Here is an 18,947-nt window from a genome sequence, read left to right as displayed (position 1 = left end):
GGCCCCCATGTCCAAGGAGTCACACCCATGACCACACCGCGCCGAAGCGCCCGCCGCCTGGTCCGCCGATGGTGGCCGGTGGCGCTCGCGGTGCCGCTGGGCGCCGCGGCCGGCGCCGGGTACGCCGTCGTCTCGTCCCCTTCGTACTCCGCCAGCGCCTACGTCCTCGTGGTGCCGCAGAGCCCGGGGGAGGCCGCCACCGCGACCAACTTCGCCCAGGCGTACGGGCGGCTGGCCGGGCAGCCGCAGGTGCTCGCGGTGGCCGCCGCCGAGACCGGCCACACCCGCGCCGAGCTGGAGACCCTGGTGAGCGGGACGACCTCGCCGGACGCGCCGATGATCGAGATCACCGGCACCGGCACGCGCCCCCAGGAGGCCTCCCAGACCGCCGACGCGGTGGCCCGTTCGCTGGTCGCCTTCGCCAACACCAGCAGCAAGGACACCAACGTCCGGCTGGTCACGCTGGCCCCGGCCGCCGAGCCGGACAAGCCGACCACGCCGTCCGCCCAGCTGGACGTCGCGGTCGGTGGCGCGGCCGGGCTGCTGCTGGGGGCGCTGGTGATGATGACCCGCCGCCGCAGTGAGGCCGATGCGCCCGAGGCCGCCGAGACGCCGGCCACCCCGGAGGCCCCCGCCGCCCCGAGGACCCCGCGCCCGCGGACCGAGGAGCAGCCCGCCGCCGAGGCCGGGCCCGCCGCCGAGGCCGGCCCGGACGCGAAGCCCAAGCCGGGCGCGAAGGCCACCAAGGCCGCCAAGGCCGAGGAGGAGCCCCCCGCCAAGGCGAAGGCCGCCGCCGGGAGCGGGCGATGAGTACCGAGGCGCGGCCGGCCGGCCTGCCGGCCCAGGCCACCGACCCGTCGTCCGGCGCGCGTTGGACCACCGAGCTGCGCCGCGAGGACGACGCCCTCGACACCCTTGCCGAGGAGTGGGACGCCCTGGTCGCCCGCTGCCGGACCGCCACCTTCTTCCAGGCCGCGGACTGGCAGCGCTCCTGGTGGCGCCACTACGGCACCCCGGGCGGCCTGCGGGTGGTGCTGGTCCGCCGGGACGGCCTGCTGGTCGGCGCGGGCGCCTTCCGGCGGCGCGGCGGTCCGCTCGGCGGCCTGACCGGCCTCGGCGACGGGCTGGTCGACTTCACCGACGTCCTGCTCGACGACGACTGTGCCGACCGGGCCGCCGCCGAGTTCGCCGCCGCCCTTCCGCTCACCCGCCCGTGGCACACCCTGGACCTGCGCGAGGTCCGCCCCGAGGCGGCCGTGCAGCGGGTGTTCGAGCACTGGCACGGCCGACGCCGCCGGTTCGCCGACTCGCTCTGCCAGTACCTGCCGGCCGTCCCGATGGAGCAGCTGCTCAAGCGGGTGCCCGGCAAGACCGCGCAGCGCAGCCGGGTGAAGCTGCGCAAGATCGCCGAGGCTGGGGTCGAGGTCCGCTCGACGCCGGTGGCGGAGGTGCCGGCGGCGCTGGAGAGCCTGCTGCGGCTGCACTTCCAGCAGTGGCAGGAGCGCGGCGTGACGCCGGAGCACCGCTCCGAGCGCTTCGCCCGGCACCTGGCCGAGTCCACCACCGGGCTGGTCGCCTCCGGCCGGGCCGCCGTCCACCAGTTCCGGCTGGACGGCGAGCTGGTGGCGGCGAACCTGCTGCTGCTCTGCCCGTCCTTCGGCGGTCTGTACCTGTACGGCGCGCACCCGACGCTGCGGGAGCGGCTGGACATCGCCGGGCTGCTGTTCGGCGCGGCGCTGGACGAGACGGTCGGTGCCGGGATCCCGGTGCTCAGCCTGCTGCGCGGCCAGGAGCCGTACAAGCAGCGCTGGCGTCCGTACCAACTGCCCAACCAGCGGCTGCTGTTCGGTCCCGCCGGGCCGGCCCCGGCGGCCACCGCCCGGGCCGCCGGGGTGCGCGGCCGACAGACGGCGGTGCACCTCCTGCGGAGCCGCTTCCCGCGGCTCAAGGAGGCGCTGCTGGCCCGCCGCCGCAGCTGAACCCGGCGCTACCGCCGCGCGGGCGTGGCCGTCGGCGACGCAGAAGCCGAAGCCGACGGAGAGACCGAGGCCGACGCCGACGGGCTGGGCGCGGGGTTCACCGGCACGCTCGGCGGGGTCGGCACTGCCGGAGCCGTCGGGGCGACCGGAACGGCCGGCGGGGACGGGACCGGGGGCGTCGTCGGGACCACCGTCGGCACCCCCTTCGAGCCGGACATCAGCTGCTTGAACCGGGCGCTGGAGCGCGGGTTGCGGTCGCACTGGAAGAACCCGTGCGGGCAGTAGTCGGTGACGGTCTGGTAGGCGGTGTCGTGGGTGCGCATCCACTCGACCATCCGCTGCACGTACTCCGGGTTGTCCCCGTTCCGGAACAGCCCCCACTCCGGGTACGAGACCTGCTTGCCGCGCCTGGCGGCGAACTCCACCTGGTCCTGGAGCCCGTACGGCTCGCGCACGTAGTCGTCGAAGGTGCCCCCGGCCGGCTGGTCGTAGCTGTCCATGCCGATGATGTCGACCACGTCGTCGCCGGGGTAGCACTTGGTCCACGGGATGGCGTCGAGGCCCCGGTTCGGGGTGAAGTCGAAGCGGAAGCGCTGCCCGGGCACCGAGCGCATCACCTTGACGATCCGCCGCCAGTACGCCTTCCATGCGGTCGGGTCGGGCTTGCAGCGGTGGGTGTAGGTGACGCCGTTCATCTCCCAGCCGAGGGTGAGCACGGTGTCCGCGCCGCCGAGCGCGACCAGCCGGTGTGCGAGCTTGAGGAAGTGCCGGTCGAAGTCGCCGCGCGTGCCCTGGGCGAGCAGCTTGGCGACCTGGCCGTCCGGCAGATTCGCCTCGTTGGGCACCAGCATCGGCACCCCGAGGGTGAGCATCCGGGACGGGTCGGCCAGCCGCCACTGCGACCACATGCCGAGCACCACCGGCTCACCCTCGACGTCCGCCCAGCTGTTGCCGGCCAGATAGGTGTGGCCGACCTGGAGGTTGGCGTTGCCGAGCCACTGCGCGTACCGGCCGATCTGCGGGATGTAGTTGTCCCAGGACCCGACGAAGGCGCCGAACGGCGGCTCGTGCCTGGGGCGTTGGACGACCGGGCGGGGCGCGGCGCCGCGCGGCGAGAGGGCGTCCGAGGAGAGGGAGTGCCGGTCGGTCTGGCTGAGCGGCGTCCCGGCCGGGACGCTGGCGGTGGCCATCAGCAGCAGGGCGGCGGCGGCCAGCGTCAGGCGGCCGATTCGCATGGTCTCTCCCGGGCGTCGCTGGGCGGGGGGATTCGGGGTGAGCGTGGACGGACCGTGGCGCCCCGCTCGCCGACAGTAGGCCCGGCGGGCAGCGGAAAAGCCGAATGTCACCCTAAAGTGGGCGATATTCGAACGCCGTCTGCCGTAAAACCGGCCGGGCCGCCCGCCGTGTATCACCTCTGTAACAGTCCGGAGCGGCCCCGGCGCCCGACCTCGGCGAGCCGTGCGGACCGGCGCCGGACCCGGGCGGCCTCGACGGCGCAGGTCGGCGGGCGGGTGCGCGCGCGGGGCGAGAGCGTGCGGGCGTCCGGTCCGTAGTACGTACGGGTGACGATTCCCGGCTGACTCGCGTGCCCGGCGAAAGGTACCCTCCGCACGTGTCCTGGAAGCCTCTGCGTGTACTGACCCCCCGCTCGATCCTGCCTGCCCTGGCGGTGATGCTGGTTCTTGCGGCCGGGGCGGCGGCACACGCGAACAAGCCGGTGCCGTTCGGCGACCGGGTGGCGGGGCCGGGCGACGCGGAGGCCACACCGGTCAACTCCCAGTCGCTGAGCGCGGCCGACCTGGAACTGAAGGTCGGCCCCGGCCTGGAGGCGTACCACCGGCAGACCGGCGAGCAGGCCTGGTCCTACCGCCGCGAGGGCGCCACCGCGCTGTACCTGGCGATGGCCGGGGAGAACGCCATCGTGCTCTGGGACGACGGCCTGGTCACCTCCGTGCGCCCGGGCGACCACGAGGTGCGCTGGCACCGGGCGGTGCCCGGCCTGGCGGACTGGCTGCGCGGTGACGGCGAGCCGGGCGCCGACAAGCGGACCGACGAGCAGCGCAAGCAGCTCGCCCAGGAGCGGGCCGCGGCGGCGCTGCACACCGTCCAGAAGGACTCCCCGTGGGTGGCCGTGGTCACCCCCAACCTGACCACGGGCCTGCGCGACCTGGACGGCGACCTGCGCTACAACTCCAGGCCGCCGGGCAACTGCGTCTACGACCCGATGCGCACGGTGGGCACCGACTACGCGGTGCTGGTCCCGCGCAGCTGCCTGGGCAGCAACGGGCAGCCGGTCTCCGGCGGCATCACCGGCTACCGGCTCGACAGCACCGGCTGGGCGCTGAACGCCGGTCCGGCCGTGCAGATCAAGGCGCTGGACGGCAGCCGGGTGCTGATCTCGGACGGCCCGATCGTCCCGCCGAAGGTCTTCGACACCAAGGCCGCGGCCCCCGAGGTCGCCTGCGGCAGCCCGTCCGCGCCGTTCGCCGCCGTGCACCCGCAGGGTGCCTGCACGGACCCGGCGGCGGCTCCGACGGCGGACGCGACGCCGACCACGCCGACCCCGGCCACCGACCAGCCCTCGGCGCAGCCGTCCGTCCAGCCGTCGGCCCCGGCCACCGACCAGGCGTCCGCCCCGGCCACCGACCAGCCGCAGCCGTAACGCGACGCCGGGCCGCCCGGTACCCCCGGGTGGTAGCCCCGGGCGTTCCCGCGCGGCCCGGTAGACTTGCCGTCATGGCTGACTTCTCCGGGCAATAGCGGGCGCGCGGCACCGCCCCGTGCGCTGTGCCGACCACCGACGACGCCCCTTCCCGCTGCCCGGCCCCGGGCCCCGTTCGGCCGCCCGCCCACGTCCCAGGAGTAGTTCCCCGCCATGATTTCCGCCAATGCCCTAGAGCTGCGCGCCGGTGCCCGGATCCTGATCGAGTCCGCGAGCTTCAAGGTCGCCGCCGGCGACCGGATCGGCCTGGTCGGGCGCAACGGCGCCGGCAAGACCACCCTCACCAAGGTGCTGGCCGGCGATGGCCTGCCCGCCGCCGGCACGGTGACCCGCTCGGGCGAGGTCGGCTACCTCCCGCAGGACCCGCGCACCGGCGACCTCGACGTCCTCGCCAAGGACCGTATCCTCTCCGCGCGCGGCCTCGACACCGTGCTGAAGAAGATGCGCGAGAACGAGGAGCGGATGGCGAACGGCAAGGGCGCCACCCGGGACCAGGCGATGAAGAAGTACGCCCGGCTGGAGACCGAGTTCCTCACCAAGGGCGGCTACGCCGCGGAGGCCGAGGCCGCCACCATCGCCGCCGCGCTGGGCCTGCCGGACCGCATCCTCGACCAGCCGCTGCACACCCTCTCCGGTGGTCAGCGCCGCCGCGTCGAGCTTGCCCGGATCCTGTTCTCGGACTCCGACGTGCTGCTGCTCGACGAGCCCACCAACCACCTGGACGCCGACTCGATCGCCTGGCTGCGGGACTTCCTGAAGACCTACAAGGGCGGCTTCATCGTCATCTCGCACGACGTCGACCTGGTCGAGACGGTCGTCAACAAGGTCTTCTACCTGGACGCCAACCGCTCCGCCATCGACGTCTACAACATGGGCTGGAAGCAGTACCAGCAGCAGCGCGAGGACGACGAGAAGCGCCGCAAGCGCGAGCGGGCCAACGCCGAGAAGAAGGCCGCGACCCTCAACGCGCAGGCCGACAAGATGCGCGCCAAGGCGACCAAGACGGTCGCCGCGCAGAACATGGCCCGCCGCGCCGAGAAGCTGCTCTCCGGCCTTGACCAGGTGCGCCAGAGCGACAAGGTCGCCAAGCTCCGCTTCCCCGAGCCCGCCCCCTGCGGCAAGACCCCGCTGACCGCCGCCGACCTGTCCAAGTCCTACGGCTCGCTGGAGATCTTCACCGGCGTGGACCTGGCGATCGACCGCGGCTCCCGGGTCGTCATCCTCGGCCTCAACGGCGCCGGCAAGACCACCCTGCTGCGGATGCTGGCCGGGGTGGAGCGCCCGGACACCGGCGAGGTCATCCCGGGCCACGGCCTGAAGATCGGCTACTACGCCCAGGAGCACGAGACGCTGGACCCGGACCGCTCGGTGCTGGAGAACATGCGCTCGGCCGCGCCGGACACCGACCTGGTGCAGATCCGCAAGATCCTGGGCTCGTTCCTGTTCTCCGGCGACGACGTCGAGAAGCCGGCCGGGGTGCTCTCCGGCGGTGAGAAGACCCGGCTCGCGCTGGCCACCCTTGTGGTCTCCAGCGCCAACGTGCTGCTGCTCGACGAGCCCACCAACAACCTCGACCCGGCCAGTCGCGAGGAGATCCTGGGCGCGCTGCGCGAGTTCAGCGGCGCAGTCGTGCTGGTCACCCACGACGAGGGCGCGGTCGACGCGCTCCAGCCGGAGCGGATCATCCTGCTGCCGGACGGCGTGGAGGACCTGTGGAGCCCGGCCTACGCCGATCTGGTTTCTCTCGCCTGACCGGAAGTAGACGCCGCATCCACTTTTCGGACCAGAAAATCTAGTCCATACGGCGTGTCCGGGAATGAAGCAATCCCGGATTCCGTTTAAGGAGCTTCCGTCGGCCCGCCACTCGATCGTGGTCGGGCCGACGCTGCTGATCAGCCCTTTCTCCGCAGACGGCGCAATCACCCCGGGGGCGTGCACTCTGCGTGAGCGCCCTGGTGCGCTCGGATCACCACCGTAGGACGGCGCATTTCCGACATCGACCTTGTCGAATGGGTGGCCAGGACGCGGTCGATGGGTGATCATGGGAATCTGACCGAGCAACGCTACGAGGAGGCACGGGTGGCCGAGACTCTGAAAAAGGGCAGCCGGGTGACCGGTGCCGCGCGTGAGAAGCTCGCGGCCGATCTCAAGAAGAAGTACGACTCCGGGGCGAGCATTCGCGCTCTCGCGGAGGAGACCGGTCGCTCGTACGGCTTCGTGCACCGGATGCTGAGCGAGTCCGGAGTGATCCTCCGGGGCCGCGGTGGTGCCACGCGGGGCAAGAACAAGGCGACTGCCGGGGCCGGTTCCTGACGGTCCGTCAGCTCGAGCTGGATGACGCGGCGGCAGGGCGCCGGCCGGGGAGGCGACAGTTGACCGTCAGCTGATCGTCCGCCCTCGGGCCGAGTGGACCGGCCGCCGATCGTCATGTCCGGATCGTCACCCTCCCATCTTCGGCCGATCTTTCCGGGCCGGTGGTCTGCCGCTGCGCGCCCGGGTTTGTTACTCTCCGGTAGCCAAGCCCCTCGCCACCGGAGGTCCCGCATGACCGCCCCCGCCACCGACCCGCAGACCCCGAGCAAGGAGCAGGACGGCGTCCGCCTGGAGATCGACGGCGAACTCGCCGTCGTCACCCTGTGTCAGCCCAAGCGGCGCAACGCCCAGTCGCCCGCGATGTGGCGCGCCCTCGCCGCCGTCGGCCGTGAACTGCCCGGCACCGTCCGCGTCGTGCTGCTCCGGGCGGAGGGCGTCTCCTTCTCCGCCGGGTTGGATCGGGCCATGTTCACCCCCGAGGGCATTCCCGGCGAGCCCAGCTTCCTCCAGCTCGCAGCGGCCGGGGACAAGGACCTCGACGACACCATCGCCTCCTACCAGGAGGCCTTCACCTGGTGGCGTCGGCCCGACCTGATCTCCATCGCCGCCGTTCAGGGCCACGCCGTCGGCGCCGGCTTCCAGCTCGCGCTCGGTTGCGACCTGCGCGTCGTCGCCGACGACGTCCAGTTCGCCATGAAGGAGACGTCGCTCGGCCTCGTCCCCGACCTGGCCGGCACCAAGCCGCTCACCGAACTCGTCGGCTACGCCCGGGCGCTGGAGATCTGCGTGACCGGCCGCTGGGTCGGTGCCGAGGAGGCCGTCGCCACAGGCCTGGCCAACCTGGCCGTCCCCGGCGCGGAACTCGACGCCGCCGCCCGCGACCTCGCCGCCGCCCTGCTCGCCGCGCCGCGCAACGCCGCCATCGAGACCAAGGCCCTGCTCCAGGTCGCCTCCGGGCGCTCCTTCGACGAGCAGCGCTCCGCCGAACGGGCGGCCCAGGCCCGCCGCCTGCGGGACCTCGCCGGGATCGGCGACTGACCTCCCGCCTTTCCGGCCTGTGAACGAAGGCCCGGCCCCGGACGCGTGCTCCGGGGTCGGGCCTTCGGCGTTCCCGGCGGGCGCGAAACGTGGCGAAATGCCAGAGTTGGGGGGATCTGCGATATAGCTGGAGCCGTACGACGGGAGACCGCCCCATGCCTGACACTCCGACGCCCGCGAGCATGCACAAGCACTCCGCCAACGCTCCGGCCTCTGCCTCCTCATCCGCCTCCGCCTCCGCGTCCGCTTCGGACGGTACCAAGCCGAGCGGCGAGCGCGGCCGTACGGCGCTGGCCGTCGGCGTGGTCGAGAAGATCGCCGGCATGGCCGCCCGCGAGGTCGCCGGCATCCACGCCCTCGGCTCCGGCCTCGCCCGGACCTTCGGCGCCATGCGGGACCGGGTGCCCGGCGGCAGGTCCAGCATCGGACGCGGCATCAAGGCCGAGGTCGGCGAGAAGCAGACCGCCATCGACATCGCCCTCGTCGTCGAGTACGGCGTGGTCATCCCCGAACTCGCCCGCCAGGTACGGGAGAACATCATCGACGCGGTCGAGCGAATGACCGGCCTGGAGGTCGTCGAGGTCAACATCGCGGTCAACGACGTCCACCTGCCGGACGAGCCGGACGTCGAGGAGGAAATGGAGCCGGTGCTCGCCCCGGGGCAGCGGCCCAAGCTCAAGTAGCCCCAAGCTCACGCAGCGATGTCACGCGGCACCCGGCAGCGGAAGAGGAGTAGCGGATGAACCTGGCCATCGTCGGCCTGGTGGTGGGCATGGCCCTCGGCTTCGCCGGGTACTTCGGCGGGTTCGCGGCCTTTCTGCTGGTGGGCGCGCTCGGGCTGGTCGGCTACGTGCTCGGGCGCCTGCTCGAAGGCGACATCGAACTCGGCGACCTCAGCGACCTGCTCCGCGGCCGCGACCGGCGCCGCTGATGGCGGCCGCCAGCACCGCCGCCGCTGCCCGCGGCCGGCTCCGGATCGCCGACCGGGTGTACGCCCGCATCGCCGCACGCGCCGCCCGGGAGGCGCTGGCCGGCGTATGGATCGGACGGAGGGTCAAGGGCGCGCCCCCTACGGTGTCGGTGGTCGTCCCCGGCAGCACAGTGAGGGTCCGGGTCGGCGTCGAGCTGCCCTTCCCCGCCGACCTGGCCGCCCTCGCCCGCGCCGTCCGCGACCGCGTCACCACGCAGGTCAACGGGCTGACGGGGACGCGGGTATCGGAGGTGGTGGTGGTCGTCGAGCGCCTGGTGACGGGAGGCCGGTCGTGACGGGACCGGGGGACGAGGGCGGGCCGGAGGGCTCGGAGGTGCCCGGGGAGGTGCCCGAGCCGGAGCAGGCAGCCGTGAAGGTACCGCGGCCCAAGGCGCCGCGGACGCCGGAAACGGCGCTGGTGGCGACGGGTGTGCTGCTGGTCGCGGGGGCGCTGCTGTACGACGTGGTCGCCGTGCGGACCGGGCATCCGGCCCGTCGGTGGCGTGCCGAGATCGCCGACGAGCTGGCCACCCGGCACCTCGACGACCTGTGGGTGCTGGTCGGGGCGGGTGTGGCCACGCTGCTCGGCGGCGTGCTGCTCTGGCTGGCTTTCGCGCCCGGCCTGCGCCGCTGGCTGTCGCTGCGCCCCCACGGCGGCACCGGCGCCACCATCGAGCGCGCCGGGATCGGCCATCTGCTCGCCGACCGGGCCGCCGGGCTCACGGGCATCGAGCACCTCAGGATCCGGATCGGCCGCCGCCGCGTCCGCGTCACATTGATCGGACCGGCCGACCCGGCGTCGGTGCAGCGGCAGCTGCGGGAGGAGCTGGGGCGGGTGACGCTGGCGCGGCCGATGCGGCTGGACGTTCGTTCGGCGCGTGGGGCGGGAGGGGTGGCGGGATGAGGCGGGGGACCGTCAATCGGACGTTGCTCGGGGTGGTCGGGGCGGTGCTGCTGGCCGTCGGGGTGCTGGTGCTGGCCGGCGGGCTCGACCTGTACGGGCGGCTCGGGGTGGATCCGCCCGGGTGGTGGCCGCTGACCTCGCCGGATCAGCCGGTGGTCAGCGCGCGTTCGCGCACGCGGTGGGTGGGGGAGTCCTGGTGGTGGCCGACCATGATCGGTGGGCTGTCGGTGGTGGTCGTGGCCATGGTCTGGTGGCTGGTGGCGCAGCTGCGGCGCAGCGGTCCGACGAGCATCGCCGTTCCGACGCCCGGGGCGAGCGGGCTTCGGTTGCGCGTCCGTACCCGGGCGCTGGAGGAGGCGCTGGAGGCCGGGACGTCCGTGCTCCCCGAGGTCGAGCGCGCGGGCGTACGCCTGGTGCGCGCGCCCGGGCATCCGCGCCTGCGGGGTGCCGTCCGGCTCACGCCCGGCGGGGATCCGGCCGGGCTGGTGGAGCACTTCGAGACCGGGCCGCGGGCCGATGCCCTCAGCAGCCTCGGTCTGCCGGAGCTTCCCGCCGACCTGCGGATCCGGGTGCTCCAGGCTGCCCCCACCGAGCCGCGGCACTGGCTGTCGCGGCGTTGGCGGAGGCATCCGAGGGTCGAGTGACCGGAGCGGGTCAGAGGGTGCGGAGGGCACCGCCGTCGACCGGGATCATCACACCGGTCAGGTAGGAGGCAGCGGGGGAGAGCAGGAAGGCGGCGACCCTGCCGAACTCCTCCGGGGTGCCGTAGCGGCCGAGCGGGATCGTGGCGTTGGCCCGGGCGCGGGCGCCGTCCGGGTCGCCGCCGAGGGCGTCGAGTTCGCGCACCCGGTCGGTGTCGATGCGGGCCGGGAGCAGGCCGACCACCCGGATGCCGCGCGGGCCGAGCTCGTCGGCGAGCGACTTGGCGGCCATCGCCAGGCCGGGGCGCAGGCCGTTGGAGATGCCCAGGCCGGGGATCGGCTGGCGGACCGAGGCGGAGAGCACGAAGCCGATCACGCCGCCCTCGCCGAGGGCTCCGGCGGCGGCGCGGGCGATCCGCAGGGCGCCGAGGAAGACCGACTCGAACGCGCTGCGCCAGGCCTCCTCGGGGGTGGTCTCCACCGGGCCGGCCTGCGGGCCGCCGACGCTGATCAGCACGCCGTCGAGCCGGCCGAAATGCTGGACGGCCTCCGCGACGAGGCGCTCGGCGGTCGACGGGTCGGCGTTGTCGGTGACCAGGCCGTGGGCGGCGCCGGCGCCGCCGAGGGCGGCGAGCTCGGTGACGGCCGCGTCCACGGACTCCTTGCTCCGGCCGGTCACCAGCACGCGGGCGCCGTCGGCGGCGAGCTCCCGGGCGGCGGCGAAGCCGAGGCCGCGGGTGGCACCGGTGACGACGTACACCTTGTCCTTCAGTCCAAGATCCATGGGGGCCATCCTGCCCGGTGGAGGGTGGCGGGGGTAGCAGGTGGGGTGGGGGAAGCGAGCGCCCGTTCGCTGGCGTTGACGTCGGCGTCAAGGTCTACCGTCGGGTTCGGCGGCGCGCGGAGGCGGGTCGGGAGGAGCGGTCATGCGGATCGGGGAGCTGGCGCAGCGGGCGGGGACGACCACGCGGGCGTTGCGGTACTACGAGCAGCTCGGGCTGTTGCCGGCCCGGCGGGCGGGCAACGGGTACCGGGCGTACGGCGAGGACGATCTGCGGCTGCTCCGGCAGATCCGGACGCTCCAGGACTTCGGGTTCGGGCTGGAGGAGACCCGGCCGTTCGTGGAGTGCCTGCAGGCGGGGCATCCGGAGGGGGATTCCTGCCCGGCCTCGCTGGAGGTGTACCGGCGCAAGCTGGCCGAGCTGGACGAGTGCATCGCGCGACTCCAGGACGTCCGGGCGCAGGTGGCCGGGCAGTTCGACCGGGCCGTGCGGGCCAGGGACGAGCTGGCGGCCGGGGCCTCCGCGCAGCCGCCGCAGTGCGAGTTGGCGACCGAGTGGGCGAAGGAGTAGGCGATGGCGGGGATTCCGGGAGTGCCGGCGGTGACGGACGACACGTTCGCCGCGGAGGTGCTGGCGGCCGAGGGGCCGGTGCTGGTGGACTTCACGGCGGACTGGTGCCCGCCGTGCCGGATGATGGCGCCGGTGCTGGCGGACATTGCCCGGGAGGAGGCGCACCGGCTGACGGTGGTGAGCCTGGACGTGGACCGCAACCCGGCGACGCAGGCGGCGTACGGGGTGCTCTCGATGCCGACGCTGATGGTGTTCCGCGGTGGTGAGCCGGTGCGGTCGGTGGTCGGCGCCCGGGCGAAGGCGCGGCTGCTGCGCGAGCTGGACGACGTCCTGTAGGGACCGTCTGCGGGGCGTGTGTAGGGCCCGTCCTCGAAGCGCGCTACGCCGGTACGGCGGCCAGCGGCACCTCGGCCTCGCCGGCCTCCTTGGCCCGGTCCTTGACCTCGCGGCGGATCAGGATCCAGACGCCGACCGGGATCATCGTGGTGAACAGCCACCACTGGATCGCGTACGCCATGTGCGGGCCGATGTCGGAGTGGTTGGGCTCGGGGATCAGCTGGGGCTGGTCGGCCGGGGCCGGGTTGGTGGCGGCGAGCTCCAGGTAGCCGCCGAGCAGGGTGGCGCCGGTCTCCTTGGCCTGCTGCTCGGTGTTGATCAGGTTGAACTGCCGGTCGGGCAGGCCGGCGCGGTCCTTGATCCAGCTGGACGAGGTCTCGTCGGCGCGCAGCCGGCCGGTGAGGGTGACCTCGCCGGTGGGGGCGGCCGGGACCGACGGGTAGACGGTGGCGGTGTCGCCGGAGGCCACCCAGCCGCGGTTGACCAGGACGGTGCCCCTGCCGTCGGAGAGCTTCATCGGGGTGACGACGAAGTAGCCGATCGTGCCGTTGGAGTCGGTCCGCTTGCGGACCACGAACTCGTGTGCCGGGTCGTACTGCCCGGTGGCCGTCACGGCGTGCCAGGTGAGGTCCGTGGGCACCGCGAAGCCGGGGGTCGGCGACAGGGTGTCGAAGGGCACCGGGGCGGCCGTGAGGGCCTTGCCGATCAGCTCGTTGCGGGCCACCCGCGTTTCGTGGCGGTGCAGCTGCCAGAAACCCAGCTCGATCGTCGCGGGGATCAGCAGCAGCGCGATCAGCATGGTGATCAGCCACTGCCGGGTCAGCAGAAATCGGTACACATGGGAACGGTACGCCGACCTCACAACCGGCTTACGCACCGGGGTGCGGGGCGACCTCGCGCAGCAGCTGGAGGAAGGCGTCCTCGCCGACCACCGGGGTGCCGACCTCGCGGGCCTTGCGCGCCTTGCCGCTCCAGCTGTGCGGCTCGTTGGTGACGAGCAGGCTGGTGAGCCGGCTCACCGAGCCGGCGATGTGCAGGCCGGCCTCGGTGGCGCGGTCCTCCAGCAGTTCGCGGTCGGTGGCGGTGTCGCCGGTGAAAGCCACCCGCATGCCCTGGACGAGCGGCTTGCCGTCCTCCCAGCGCCCCGGGTTGGGGTACGGGCAGGGCGGGCGCTTCTTGGCCTGGCGGTAGTTGGCGCCGGTCCAGGTGCTGCGGCCGGGGCCGGCCGGCTCGTCCTCGCCGAGGTCGGTGACCGCGACGCAGGTCTGCAGCGGCAGCGGGACGCCGCCCAGGCGGGCCAGGTGCAGGCTGGGGCGGAACGCCTCGGCGAGCACCCGGGCGTCGTCCAGGGCGTTGTGCGCGTGGCGCTGCCGGACGCCGAAGTGGGCGGCGAGCGAGGCGAGCTTGCCGTTGGGCAGCGGCAGCCGCAGGTCGCGGGAGAGCACCATGGTGCAGATCCGCTGCTCGACCGGGGCGCGGAGGCCGGCCCGGGAGAACTCGCGGGAGATCATGTTCCAGTCGAAGAGTGCGTTGTGGGCGACCAGGACCCGGCCGCTGAGGCGCTCGGCGAACTCGTCCGCGATCTGCGGGAAGGTCGGGGCGCCGGAGAGCAGCTCGGCGGTGAGGCCGTGGATCCAGACCGGGCCGGGGTCCCGCTCGGGGTTGACCAGAGTGTACCAGTGGTCGGTGACCTCGCCGTCCGGGTCCAGCTGGTAGACGCCCGCCGAGATGACGCGGTCCGAGCGGCCGAGGCCGGTGGTCTCGACGTCGACCACCGCGAAGCCCTCGGCGGGGGCGGCGGTGCGCTGGGCGGGGACCGGGGCGGTCCGCGGCGCGCCGTACGTCTCGGGCTGGATCGGTTGCATGGTCCAACAGGATAAGCGCCGTCCGGGCCGTCCCCGGTCGAAATGTTCCGGCCGACCGGCCGGAATAGAGTGGTCCGCATCGGCGTCGTACATCCGGTCGACAACATCCACCGGCCGCCGGCACCCTCCCGGCGGCCGTCTCCGTAAGGACGAAATCCCATGCGTGCCACCGTGATCCACGGTCCCAACGACATCCGGATCGAAGAGGTACCGGACCCGGTGATCCACCACCCGACGGACGTGGTGGTCCGGGTGGTGAACGCCTGTATCTGCGGCAGCGACCTGTGGGCGTACCGCGGGGTGGCGCAGCGGGTGGCCGGGCAGCGGATCGGGCACGAGTTCCTGGGCGTGGTCGAGGAGGCCGGCGCCGAGGTGCGCGGCTTCGCGAAGGGCGACCTGGTCGTCGCGCCGTTCGTCTGGTCCGACGGCACCTGCGAGTTCTGCCGCGAGGGCCTGCAGACCTCCTGCCCGCACGGCGGCTTCTGGGGCCAGGTGGGCTCGGACGGCGGCCAGGGCGAGGCGGTGCGGGTGCCGTTCGCGGACGGGACGCTGGTGAAGCTGCCGAAGGAGGCGGCCGGGGACGAGAAGCTGCTGCCCGGCCTGCTGGCGCTGTCCGACGTGATGGCCACCGGGCACCACGCGGCGGTCTCGGCGCGGGTGCGTCCGGGGGCGACGGTCGCGGTGGTCGGCGACGGCGCGGTGGGCCTGTGCGGCGTGCTGGCGGCGCACCGGCTGGGTGCCGGCCGGATCATCGCGCTGGGCCGGCACACCGCCCGGACCGACCTGGCCCGGCGCTTCGGCGCGACGGACGTGGTGGCCGAGCGCGGGGACGCCGCGATCGAGGCGGTGAAGGAGCTGACCGGCGGGCAGGGCGCGCACGCGGTGCTGGAGGCGGTCGGTACCGAGGAGTCGATGCGGACGGCGGTCTCGATCGCCCGGGACGGCGGCGCGGTGGGGTACGTCGGGGTGCCGCACGGCGGCAGCGCGGGGGTCGACATCGGCCAGATGTTCGGACGAAACGTTTCGCTGAACGGCGGCGTGGCGCCGGCCCGCGCGTACATTCCCGAGCTGCTGCCGGACGTGCTGTCCGGTGCCATCGAGCCGGGCCTGGTGTTCGACCGGACCGTGGATCTGGACGGCGTCCCGGACGGGTACCGGGCGATGGACGACCGTTCGGCCCTGAAGGTTCGGATCGCTTTCTGATCGATCCAGATCGGATATATCCGAATCTGATAGTTCGTCATAAGGGGCGTCGCCGTTTGGCGGTGGCGCCCCTTATGCATGGGATGGGGGTCTGCAGATGTGACGCCAGTGGTGGTTTTCGGCCAATTGGATAGTGCGAGGGGGTGAACAGCCAGCCGATCCCGGTCAACCCCTTCCGGGGTGGGCACCACGCTCCTAGCATTGCGCGGCGCGCATACGGATTGTGACGCCCCTCACGTCCGACGTTCCCCTTGTGCGACCGCTATGCCGAAGGAGTGAGGAGTACAGCGTGGAATCGCCGCCGATCGCCACTGCCCCTGCGGATGTCCAACTCATCGACGACAGCCCGGAGTTCCGGACCCTCCGGCGCTCGTTCCGGAGCTTCGCCTTCCCGGTCACCATCGGCTTCGTGCTCTGGTACCTGCTCTACGTCCTGCTCTCCTGCTACGCGCCCGGACTGATGGGCACCAAGGTCGTCGGGCACATCAACGTGGCCCTGGTGCTCGGGCTGCTGCAGTTCGCCACCACCTTCGCCATCGCCGCCTGGTACGCCCGCTACGCGGACCGGCGGATCGACCCGCCCGCCGCCGCGATCCGCGAGGCCCACGGCGCCGTCGTCCACGCCCCTCGGGAGTCCGCCGAATGACCCTGCTCGCCAGCTCCGCCACCGAGCACCGCGGCCTCACGATGACCCTGTTCGGGTTCTTCGTGCTGACCACCCTCGGCATCACCGTCTGGGCCGGTCGGCAGACCAAGGGCGCCGCCGACTTCTACGCCGGCGGCCGCGGGTTCACCGGCTTCCAGAACGGCCTGGCCATCTCCGGCGACTACATGTCCGCCGCGTCCTTCCTCGGCATCGCCGGCGCCATCGCCCTCTCCGGGTACGACGGCTTCCTGTACTCGATCGGCTTCCTGGTGGCCTGGCTGGTCGCGCTGCTCCTGGTCGCGGAGCCGCTGCGCAACTCCGGCCGCTACACCATGGCGGACGTGCTCGCGTTCCGGATGAAGCAGCGCCCGGTGCGCACCGCCGCGGGCGTCTCCACCATCGTGGTGTCGATCTTCTACCTGCTCGCCCAGATGGTCGGCGCCGGGACGCTGGTCGCCTTGCTGCTGGGCGTCAGCGGGGACGCCGCCAAGCGCTGGACCATCGTCGCGGTCGGCGCGCTCATGGTCGTCTACGTGGTGATAGGGGGCATGAAGGGCACCACCTGGGTGCAGATCGTCAAGGCGGTGCTGCTGATCGCCGGCACCGCGCTGATGACCGTCCTGGTGCTGGCCAAGTACCACTTCAACCCCTCCGAGCTGCTGGGCGCCGCCGCCGACGCGAGCGGCAAGGGCGCGGCCTTCCTCGAACCGGGGCTGAAGTACGGGGTGAGCAACACCAGCAAGCTCGACTTCATCAGCCTCGGGATCGCGCTGGTGTTCGGCACCGCCGGTCTGCCGCACATCCTGGTCCGCTTCTACACGGTGCCCACCGCCAAGGCGGCCCGGAAGTCGGTGCTCTGGGCGATCGGCATCATCGGCGGCTTCTACCTGATGACCCTGGCGCTCGGCTTCGGCGCGGCGGCGCTGGTCGGCCCGAAGGCGATCAAGGCGGCCAACGCCGCCGGCAACACCGCGGCCCCGCAGCTGGCCGAGCAGCTCGGCGGCGGCGCGGGCTCCACCGGCGGCGCGATCCTGCTCGCGGTGATCTCCGCGGTCGCCTTCGCCACCATCCTCGCCGTGGTCGCCGGCCTCACCCTGGCCTCCTCGGCCTCCTTCGCACACGACTTGTATGCCAACGTGATCCGGCGCGGCAAGGCCACCGAGAAGGAGGAGGTGCTCTCGGCGAAGTGGGCCGCCGTCGCGATCGGCGCCGTCGCCATCGTGCTCAGCCTCTTCGCGGGCAAGCTCAACACCGCGGCCCTGGTCGCCCTGGCCTTCGCGGTGGCCGCCTCGGCCAACCTGCCGACCCTGCTCTTCTCGCTGTTCTGGAAGCGCTTCACCACCGCCGGCGCGGTCAGCTCGGTCTACGCCGGTCTGATCAGCTCGGTGGTGCTGGTGATCTTCTCGCCGGTGGTCTCCGGCGCCAAGACCGCGCTCTTCCCGGACGCCGACTTCCACTGGTTCCCGCTGGAGAACCCCGGCCTGGTCTCCATCCCGATCGGCTTCCTGGCCGGGTGGATCGGCACCCTGCTGTCCAAGGAACGCCCCGACCCGGCGAAGTACGCTGAACTGGAGGTCCGCTCGCTGACCGGACTGGGCGCCCACTGATCATCGGGCGATGACTATGCTGGCCCGGCCCCGCCGCGACGGCGGGCCGGGCCGGCCGCATTTCTGGTGAAGGGACCGCCGTGCTGCTCGACACCTTCGGACGACAGGCCGTCGACCTGCGCGTCTCCCTCACGGACCGGTGCAATCTGCGCTGCACCTACTGCATGCCGGAGGAGGGGCTGCAGTGGCTCGGCAAGCCCGACCTGCTCACCGACGAGGAGATCGTGCGGCTGGTCACCATAGCGGTGCGCGACCTGGGCGTGCGCGAGGTCCGCTTCACCGGCGGTGAGCCGCTGCTGCGCCCCGGGCTGGTCGCCATCGTCGCCGCCTGCTCCGAGCTCGAACCGCGCCCCGAGCTGTCCCTCACCACCAACGGGATCGGGCTGGCCAGGACCGCGACGGCGCTGCGCGAGGCCGGGCTCGACCGGGTCAACGTCTCGCTGGACACCCTCGACCCCGAGGTGTTCCACACCCTCACCCGCCGCCACCGCCACCAGGACGTCCTGGACGGGCTGGCCGCGGCCGAGGCGGCCGGGCTGGCGCCGGTGAAGCTGAACGCGGTGCTGATGCGCGGGGTCAACGACCACGAGGCGCCCGGCCTGCTCGCCTGGAGCCTGGAGCACGGCTACGAGCTGCGGTTCATCGAGCAGATGCCGCTGGACGCCCAGCACGGCTGGGACCGCTCCGCGATGATCACCGCCGAGGAGATCCTGGACCGGCTCGCCACGCGCTTCACGCTCACCCCGGAGCCGGCTGCCGGCCGGGGTGCGGCGCCGGCCGAGCGCTGGCTGGTCGACGGCGGGCCGGCCCGGGTCGGCGTGATCGCCTCGGTCACCCGCCCGTTCTGCCGGGCCTGCGACCGGACCCGGCTGACCGCCGACGGGCAGGTGCGCAACTGCCTGTTCGCGACCGGGGAGACGGACCTGCGCACCGCCCTGCGTTCGGGTGCGGACGACGCCGAGCTCGGTGCGCTGTGGCGGGCGGCGATGTGGGGAAAGAAGGCCGGGGCCGGGATCGACGACCCGGAGTTCCACCAGCCCGACCGGCCGATGTCGGCGATCGGCGGCTGATCCGCTCGGTTCGCCTCAGTGCGCTTCAGTTCGTTTCGGGGGTCCAGTCGGCGAAGGCGACGACCTCCTTGAGGAAGCCGCGCACGCCCAGGAACTGGGACAGGTGCTCGCGGTGCTCGTCGCAGGCGAGCCAGGTCTTGCGGCGGTCCGGGGTGTGCAGCTTGGGGTTGTTCCACACCAGCACCCAGCGGGCGTCCGCCCGGCAGCCCTTGGCGGAGCAGATCGGCGTCTGCGGGGTGTCCATCGGGCCGTCCTCAGCGATAGGCGGTGGTCTGCACCGCCAGTCTTGCACGCGCGGATC

22 protein-coding genes are annotated in these 18,947 nt (G+C 73.0%); 17 read left to right on the top strand and 5 right to left on the bottom strand.

Translation table 11 applies throughout. The features are described from left to right. Positions 1-27 precede the first annotated feature (27 nt). Together KV557_RS21320 and KV557_RS21315 are read left to right on the top strand one after the other, a co-directional pair. Positions 28-810, top strand: a complete 783-nt coding sequence (locus KV557_RS21320) for a Wzz/FepE/Etk N-terminal domain-containing protein (protein WP_218202585.1) — start codon at positions 28-30, stop codon at positions 808-810. Next, entirely contained in the window at positions 807-1,979 is a 1,173-nt protein-coding gene (locus KV557_RS21315; RefSeq protein WP_218202584.1) for a GNAT family N-acetyltransferase, read from the top strand. Before KV557_RS21320 ends, KV557_RS21315 begins: the two co-directional genes overlap by 4 nt. Positions 1,980-1,987: 8 nt before the next feature. Here the strand turns inward: KV557_RS21315 and KV557_RS21310 are convergent, their stop codons facing one another. Continuing rightward, a complete protein-coding gene (locus tag KV557_RS21310) occupies positions 1,988-3,214 on the bottom strand; it encodes a glycoside hydrolase family 26 protein (RefSeq protein WP_256177735.1) in 1,227 nt (408 codons plus the stop codon). Between the two features lie 377 nt (positions 3,215-3,591). Between KV557_RS21310 and KV557_RS21305 the strand changes: the two genes are divergently transcribed. From KV557_RS21305 to KV557_RS21265, 9 genes are all read left to right on the top strand, one after another. Then, positions 3,592-4,641, top strand: coding sequence for a PQQ-like beta-propeller repeat protein (locus KV557_RS21305; RefSeq protein WP_218202583.1), 1,050 nt, complete (start codon positions 3,592-3,594; stop codon positions 4,639-4,641). A 213-nt stretch (positions 4,642-4,854) separates the two neighbouring features. Then, positions 4,855-6,453 (top strand): ribosomal protection-like ABC-F family protein, encoded by a 1,599-nt coding sequence (gene abc-f, locus KV557_RS21300; protein ID WP_218202581.1) that lies wholly within the window; start codon positions 4,855-4,857, stop codon positions 6,451-6,453. A 327-nt stretch (positions 6,454-6,780) separates the two neighbouring features. After that, positions 6,781-7,014, top strand: coding sequence for a helix-turn-helix domain-containing protein (locus KV557_RS21295; protein WP_030059940.1), 234 nt, complete (start codon positions 6,781-6,783; stop codon positions 7,012-7,014). 231 nt (positions 7,015-7,245) lie between these two features. Further along, the gene (locus KV557_RS21290; RefSeq protein ID WP_218202579.1) at positions 7,246-8,052 is read left to right on the top strand and encodes an enoyl-CoA hydratase/isomerase family protein; all 807 of its coding nucleotides are present in this window, start codon (positions 7,246-7,248) and stop codon (positions 8,050-8,052) included. A 182-nt stretch (positions 8,053-8,234) separates the two neighbouring features. Then, on the top strand, positions 8,235-8,735 hold the full coding sequence (locus KV557_RS21285) for an Asp23/Gls24 family envelope stress response protein (protein WP_218202712.1): 501 nt from the start codon (positions 8,235-8,237) through the stop codon (positions 8,733-8,735). A 56-nt stretch (positions 8,736-8,791) separates the two neighbouring features. Continuing rightward, entirely contained in the window at positions 8,792-8,983 is a 192-nt protein-coding gene (locus tag KV557_RS21280; RefSeq protein WP_218202576.1) for a hypothetical protein, read from the top strand. Next, complete coding sequence (locus KV557_RS21275; protein WP_218202574.1) at positions 8,983-9,318, top strand: Asp23/Gls24 family envelope stress response protein; 336 nt, start codon at positions 8,983-8,985, stop codon at positions 9,316-9,318. Before KV557_RS21280 ends, KV557_RS21275 begins: the two co-directional genes overlap by 1 nt. Then, the gene (locus tag KV557_RS21270; RefSeq protein ID WP_218202572.1) at positions 9,315-9,926 is read left to right on the top strand and encodes a DUF6286 domain-containing protein; all 612 of its coding nucleotides are present in this window, start codon (positions 9,315-9,317) and stop codon (positions 9,924-9,926) included. Before KV557_RS21275 ends, KV557_RS21270 begins: the two co-directional genes overlap by 4 nt. Continuing rightward, positions 9,923-10,570, top strand: coding sequence for an alkaline shock response membrane anchor protein AmaP (locus KV557_RS21265; protein ID WP_218202569.1), 648 nt, complete (start codon positions 9,923-9,925; stop codon positions 10,568-10,570). Before KV557_RS21270 ends, KV557_RS21265 begins: the two co-directional genes overlap by 4 nt. A gap of 10 nt (positions 10,571-10,580) precedes the next feature. On the opposite strand, the gene KV557_RS21260 is transcribed toward KV557_RS21265, so the two are convergent. Next, positions 10,581-11,351 carry an SDR family oxidoreductase gene (locus KV557_RS21260; RefSeq protein ID WP_218202567.1) on the bottom strand — a complete coding sequence of 257 codons (771 nt, stop codon included), beginning with the start codon at positions 11,349-11,351 and terminating at the stop codon, positions 10,581-10,583. 142 nt (positions 11,352-11,493) lie between these two features. Here KV557_RS21260 and KV557_RS21255 point away from each other — a divergent pair, with 142 nt between their 5' ends. Next, a complete protein-coding gene (locus KV557_RS21255) occupies positions 11,494-11,919 on the top strand; it encodes a MerR family transcriptional regulator (protein WP_218202566.1) in 426 nt (141 codons plus the stop codon). A 3-nt stretch (positions 11,920-11,922) separates the two neighbouring features. Beyond that, entirely contained in the window at positions 11,923-12,255 is a 333-nt protein-coding gene (trxA, locus tag KV557_RS21250; protein WP_256177733.1) for a thioredoxin, read from the top strand. Positions 12,256-12,298: 43 nt separating this feature from the next. Here the strand turns inward: trxA and KV557_RS21245 are convergent, their stop codons facing one another. Both KV557_RS21245 and KV557_RS21240 read right to left on the bottom strand, forming a co-directional pair. Next, entirely contained in the window at positions 12,299-13,093 is a 795-nt protein-coding gene (locus tag KV557_RS21245; RefSeq protein WP_218202564.1) for an SURF1 family cytochrome oxidase biogenesis protein, read from the bottom strand. A gap of 31 nt (positions 13,094-13,124) precedes the next feature. Next, the gene (locus tag KV557_RS21240) at positions 13,125-14,120 is read right to left on the bottom strand and encodes a DEDDh family exonuclease (RefSeq protein ID WP_218202562.1); all 996 of its coding nucleotides are present in this window, start codon (positions 14,118-14,120) and stop codon (positions 13,125-13,127) included. A 159-nt stretch (positions 14,121-14,279) separates the two neighbouring features. On the opposite strand from KV557_RS21240, the gene KV557_RS21235 reads away from it, so the two are divergent. The 4 genes from KV557_RS21235 (at position 14,280) to moaA (ending at position 18,646) form a co-directional block, all read left to right on the top strand. Then, a complete protein-coding gene (locus KV557_RS21235; protein WP_218202560.1) occupies positions 14,280-15,323 on the top strand; it encodes a zinc-dependent alcohol dehydrogenase family protein in 1,044 nt (347 codons plus the stop codon). A 289-nt stretch (positions 15,324-15,612) separates the two neighbouring features. Beyond that, entirely contained in the window at positions 15,613-15,969 is a 357-nt protein-coding gene (locus tag KV557_RS21230) for a DUF485 domain-containing protein (RefSeq protein WP_218202558.1), read from the top strand. Next, a complete protein-coding gene (locus KV557_RS21225) occupies positions 15,966-17,576 on the top strand; it encodes a solute symporter family protein (RefSeq protein ID WP_218202556.1) in 1,611 nt (536 codons plus the stop codon). The genes KV557_RS21230 and KV557_RS21225 overlap by 4 nt, the downstream gene beginning before the upstream one ends. Before the next feature lie 80 nt (positions 17,577-17,656). Then, positions 17,657-18,646, top strand: coding sequence for a GTP 3',8-cyclase MoaA (gene moaA, locus KV557_RS21220; RefSeq protein ID WP_218202555.1), 990 nt, complete (start codon positions 17,657-17,659; stop codon positions 18,644-18,646). 25 nt (positions 18,647-18,671) lie between these two features. Here the strand turns inward: moaA and KV557_RS21215 are convergent, their stop codons facing one another. Continuing rightward, complete coding sequence (locus tag KV557_RS21215; protein ID WP_218202553.1) at positions 18,672-18,890, bottom strand: hypothetical protein; 219 nt, start codon at positions 18,888-18,890, stop codon at positions 18,672-18,674. Between the last annotated feature and the right edge of the window lie 57 nt (positions 18,891-18,947).

The organism is Kitasatospora aureofaciens, from assembly GCF_019192735.1.
GTDB lineage: Bacteria > Actinomycetota > Actinomycetes > Streptomycetales > Streptomycetaceae > Kitasatospora > Kitasatospora aureofaciens_A.
This window is presented reverse-complemented; position numbering and strand designations above follow the sequence as displayed.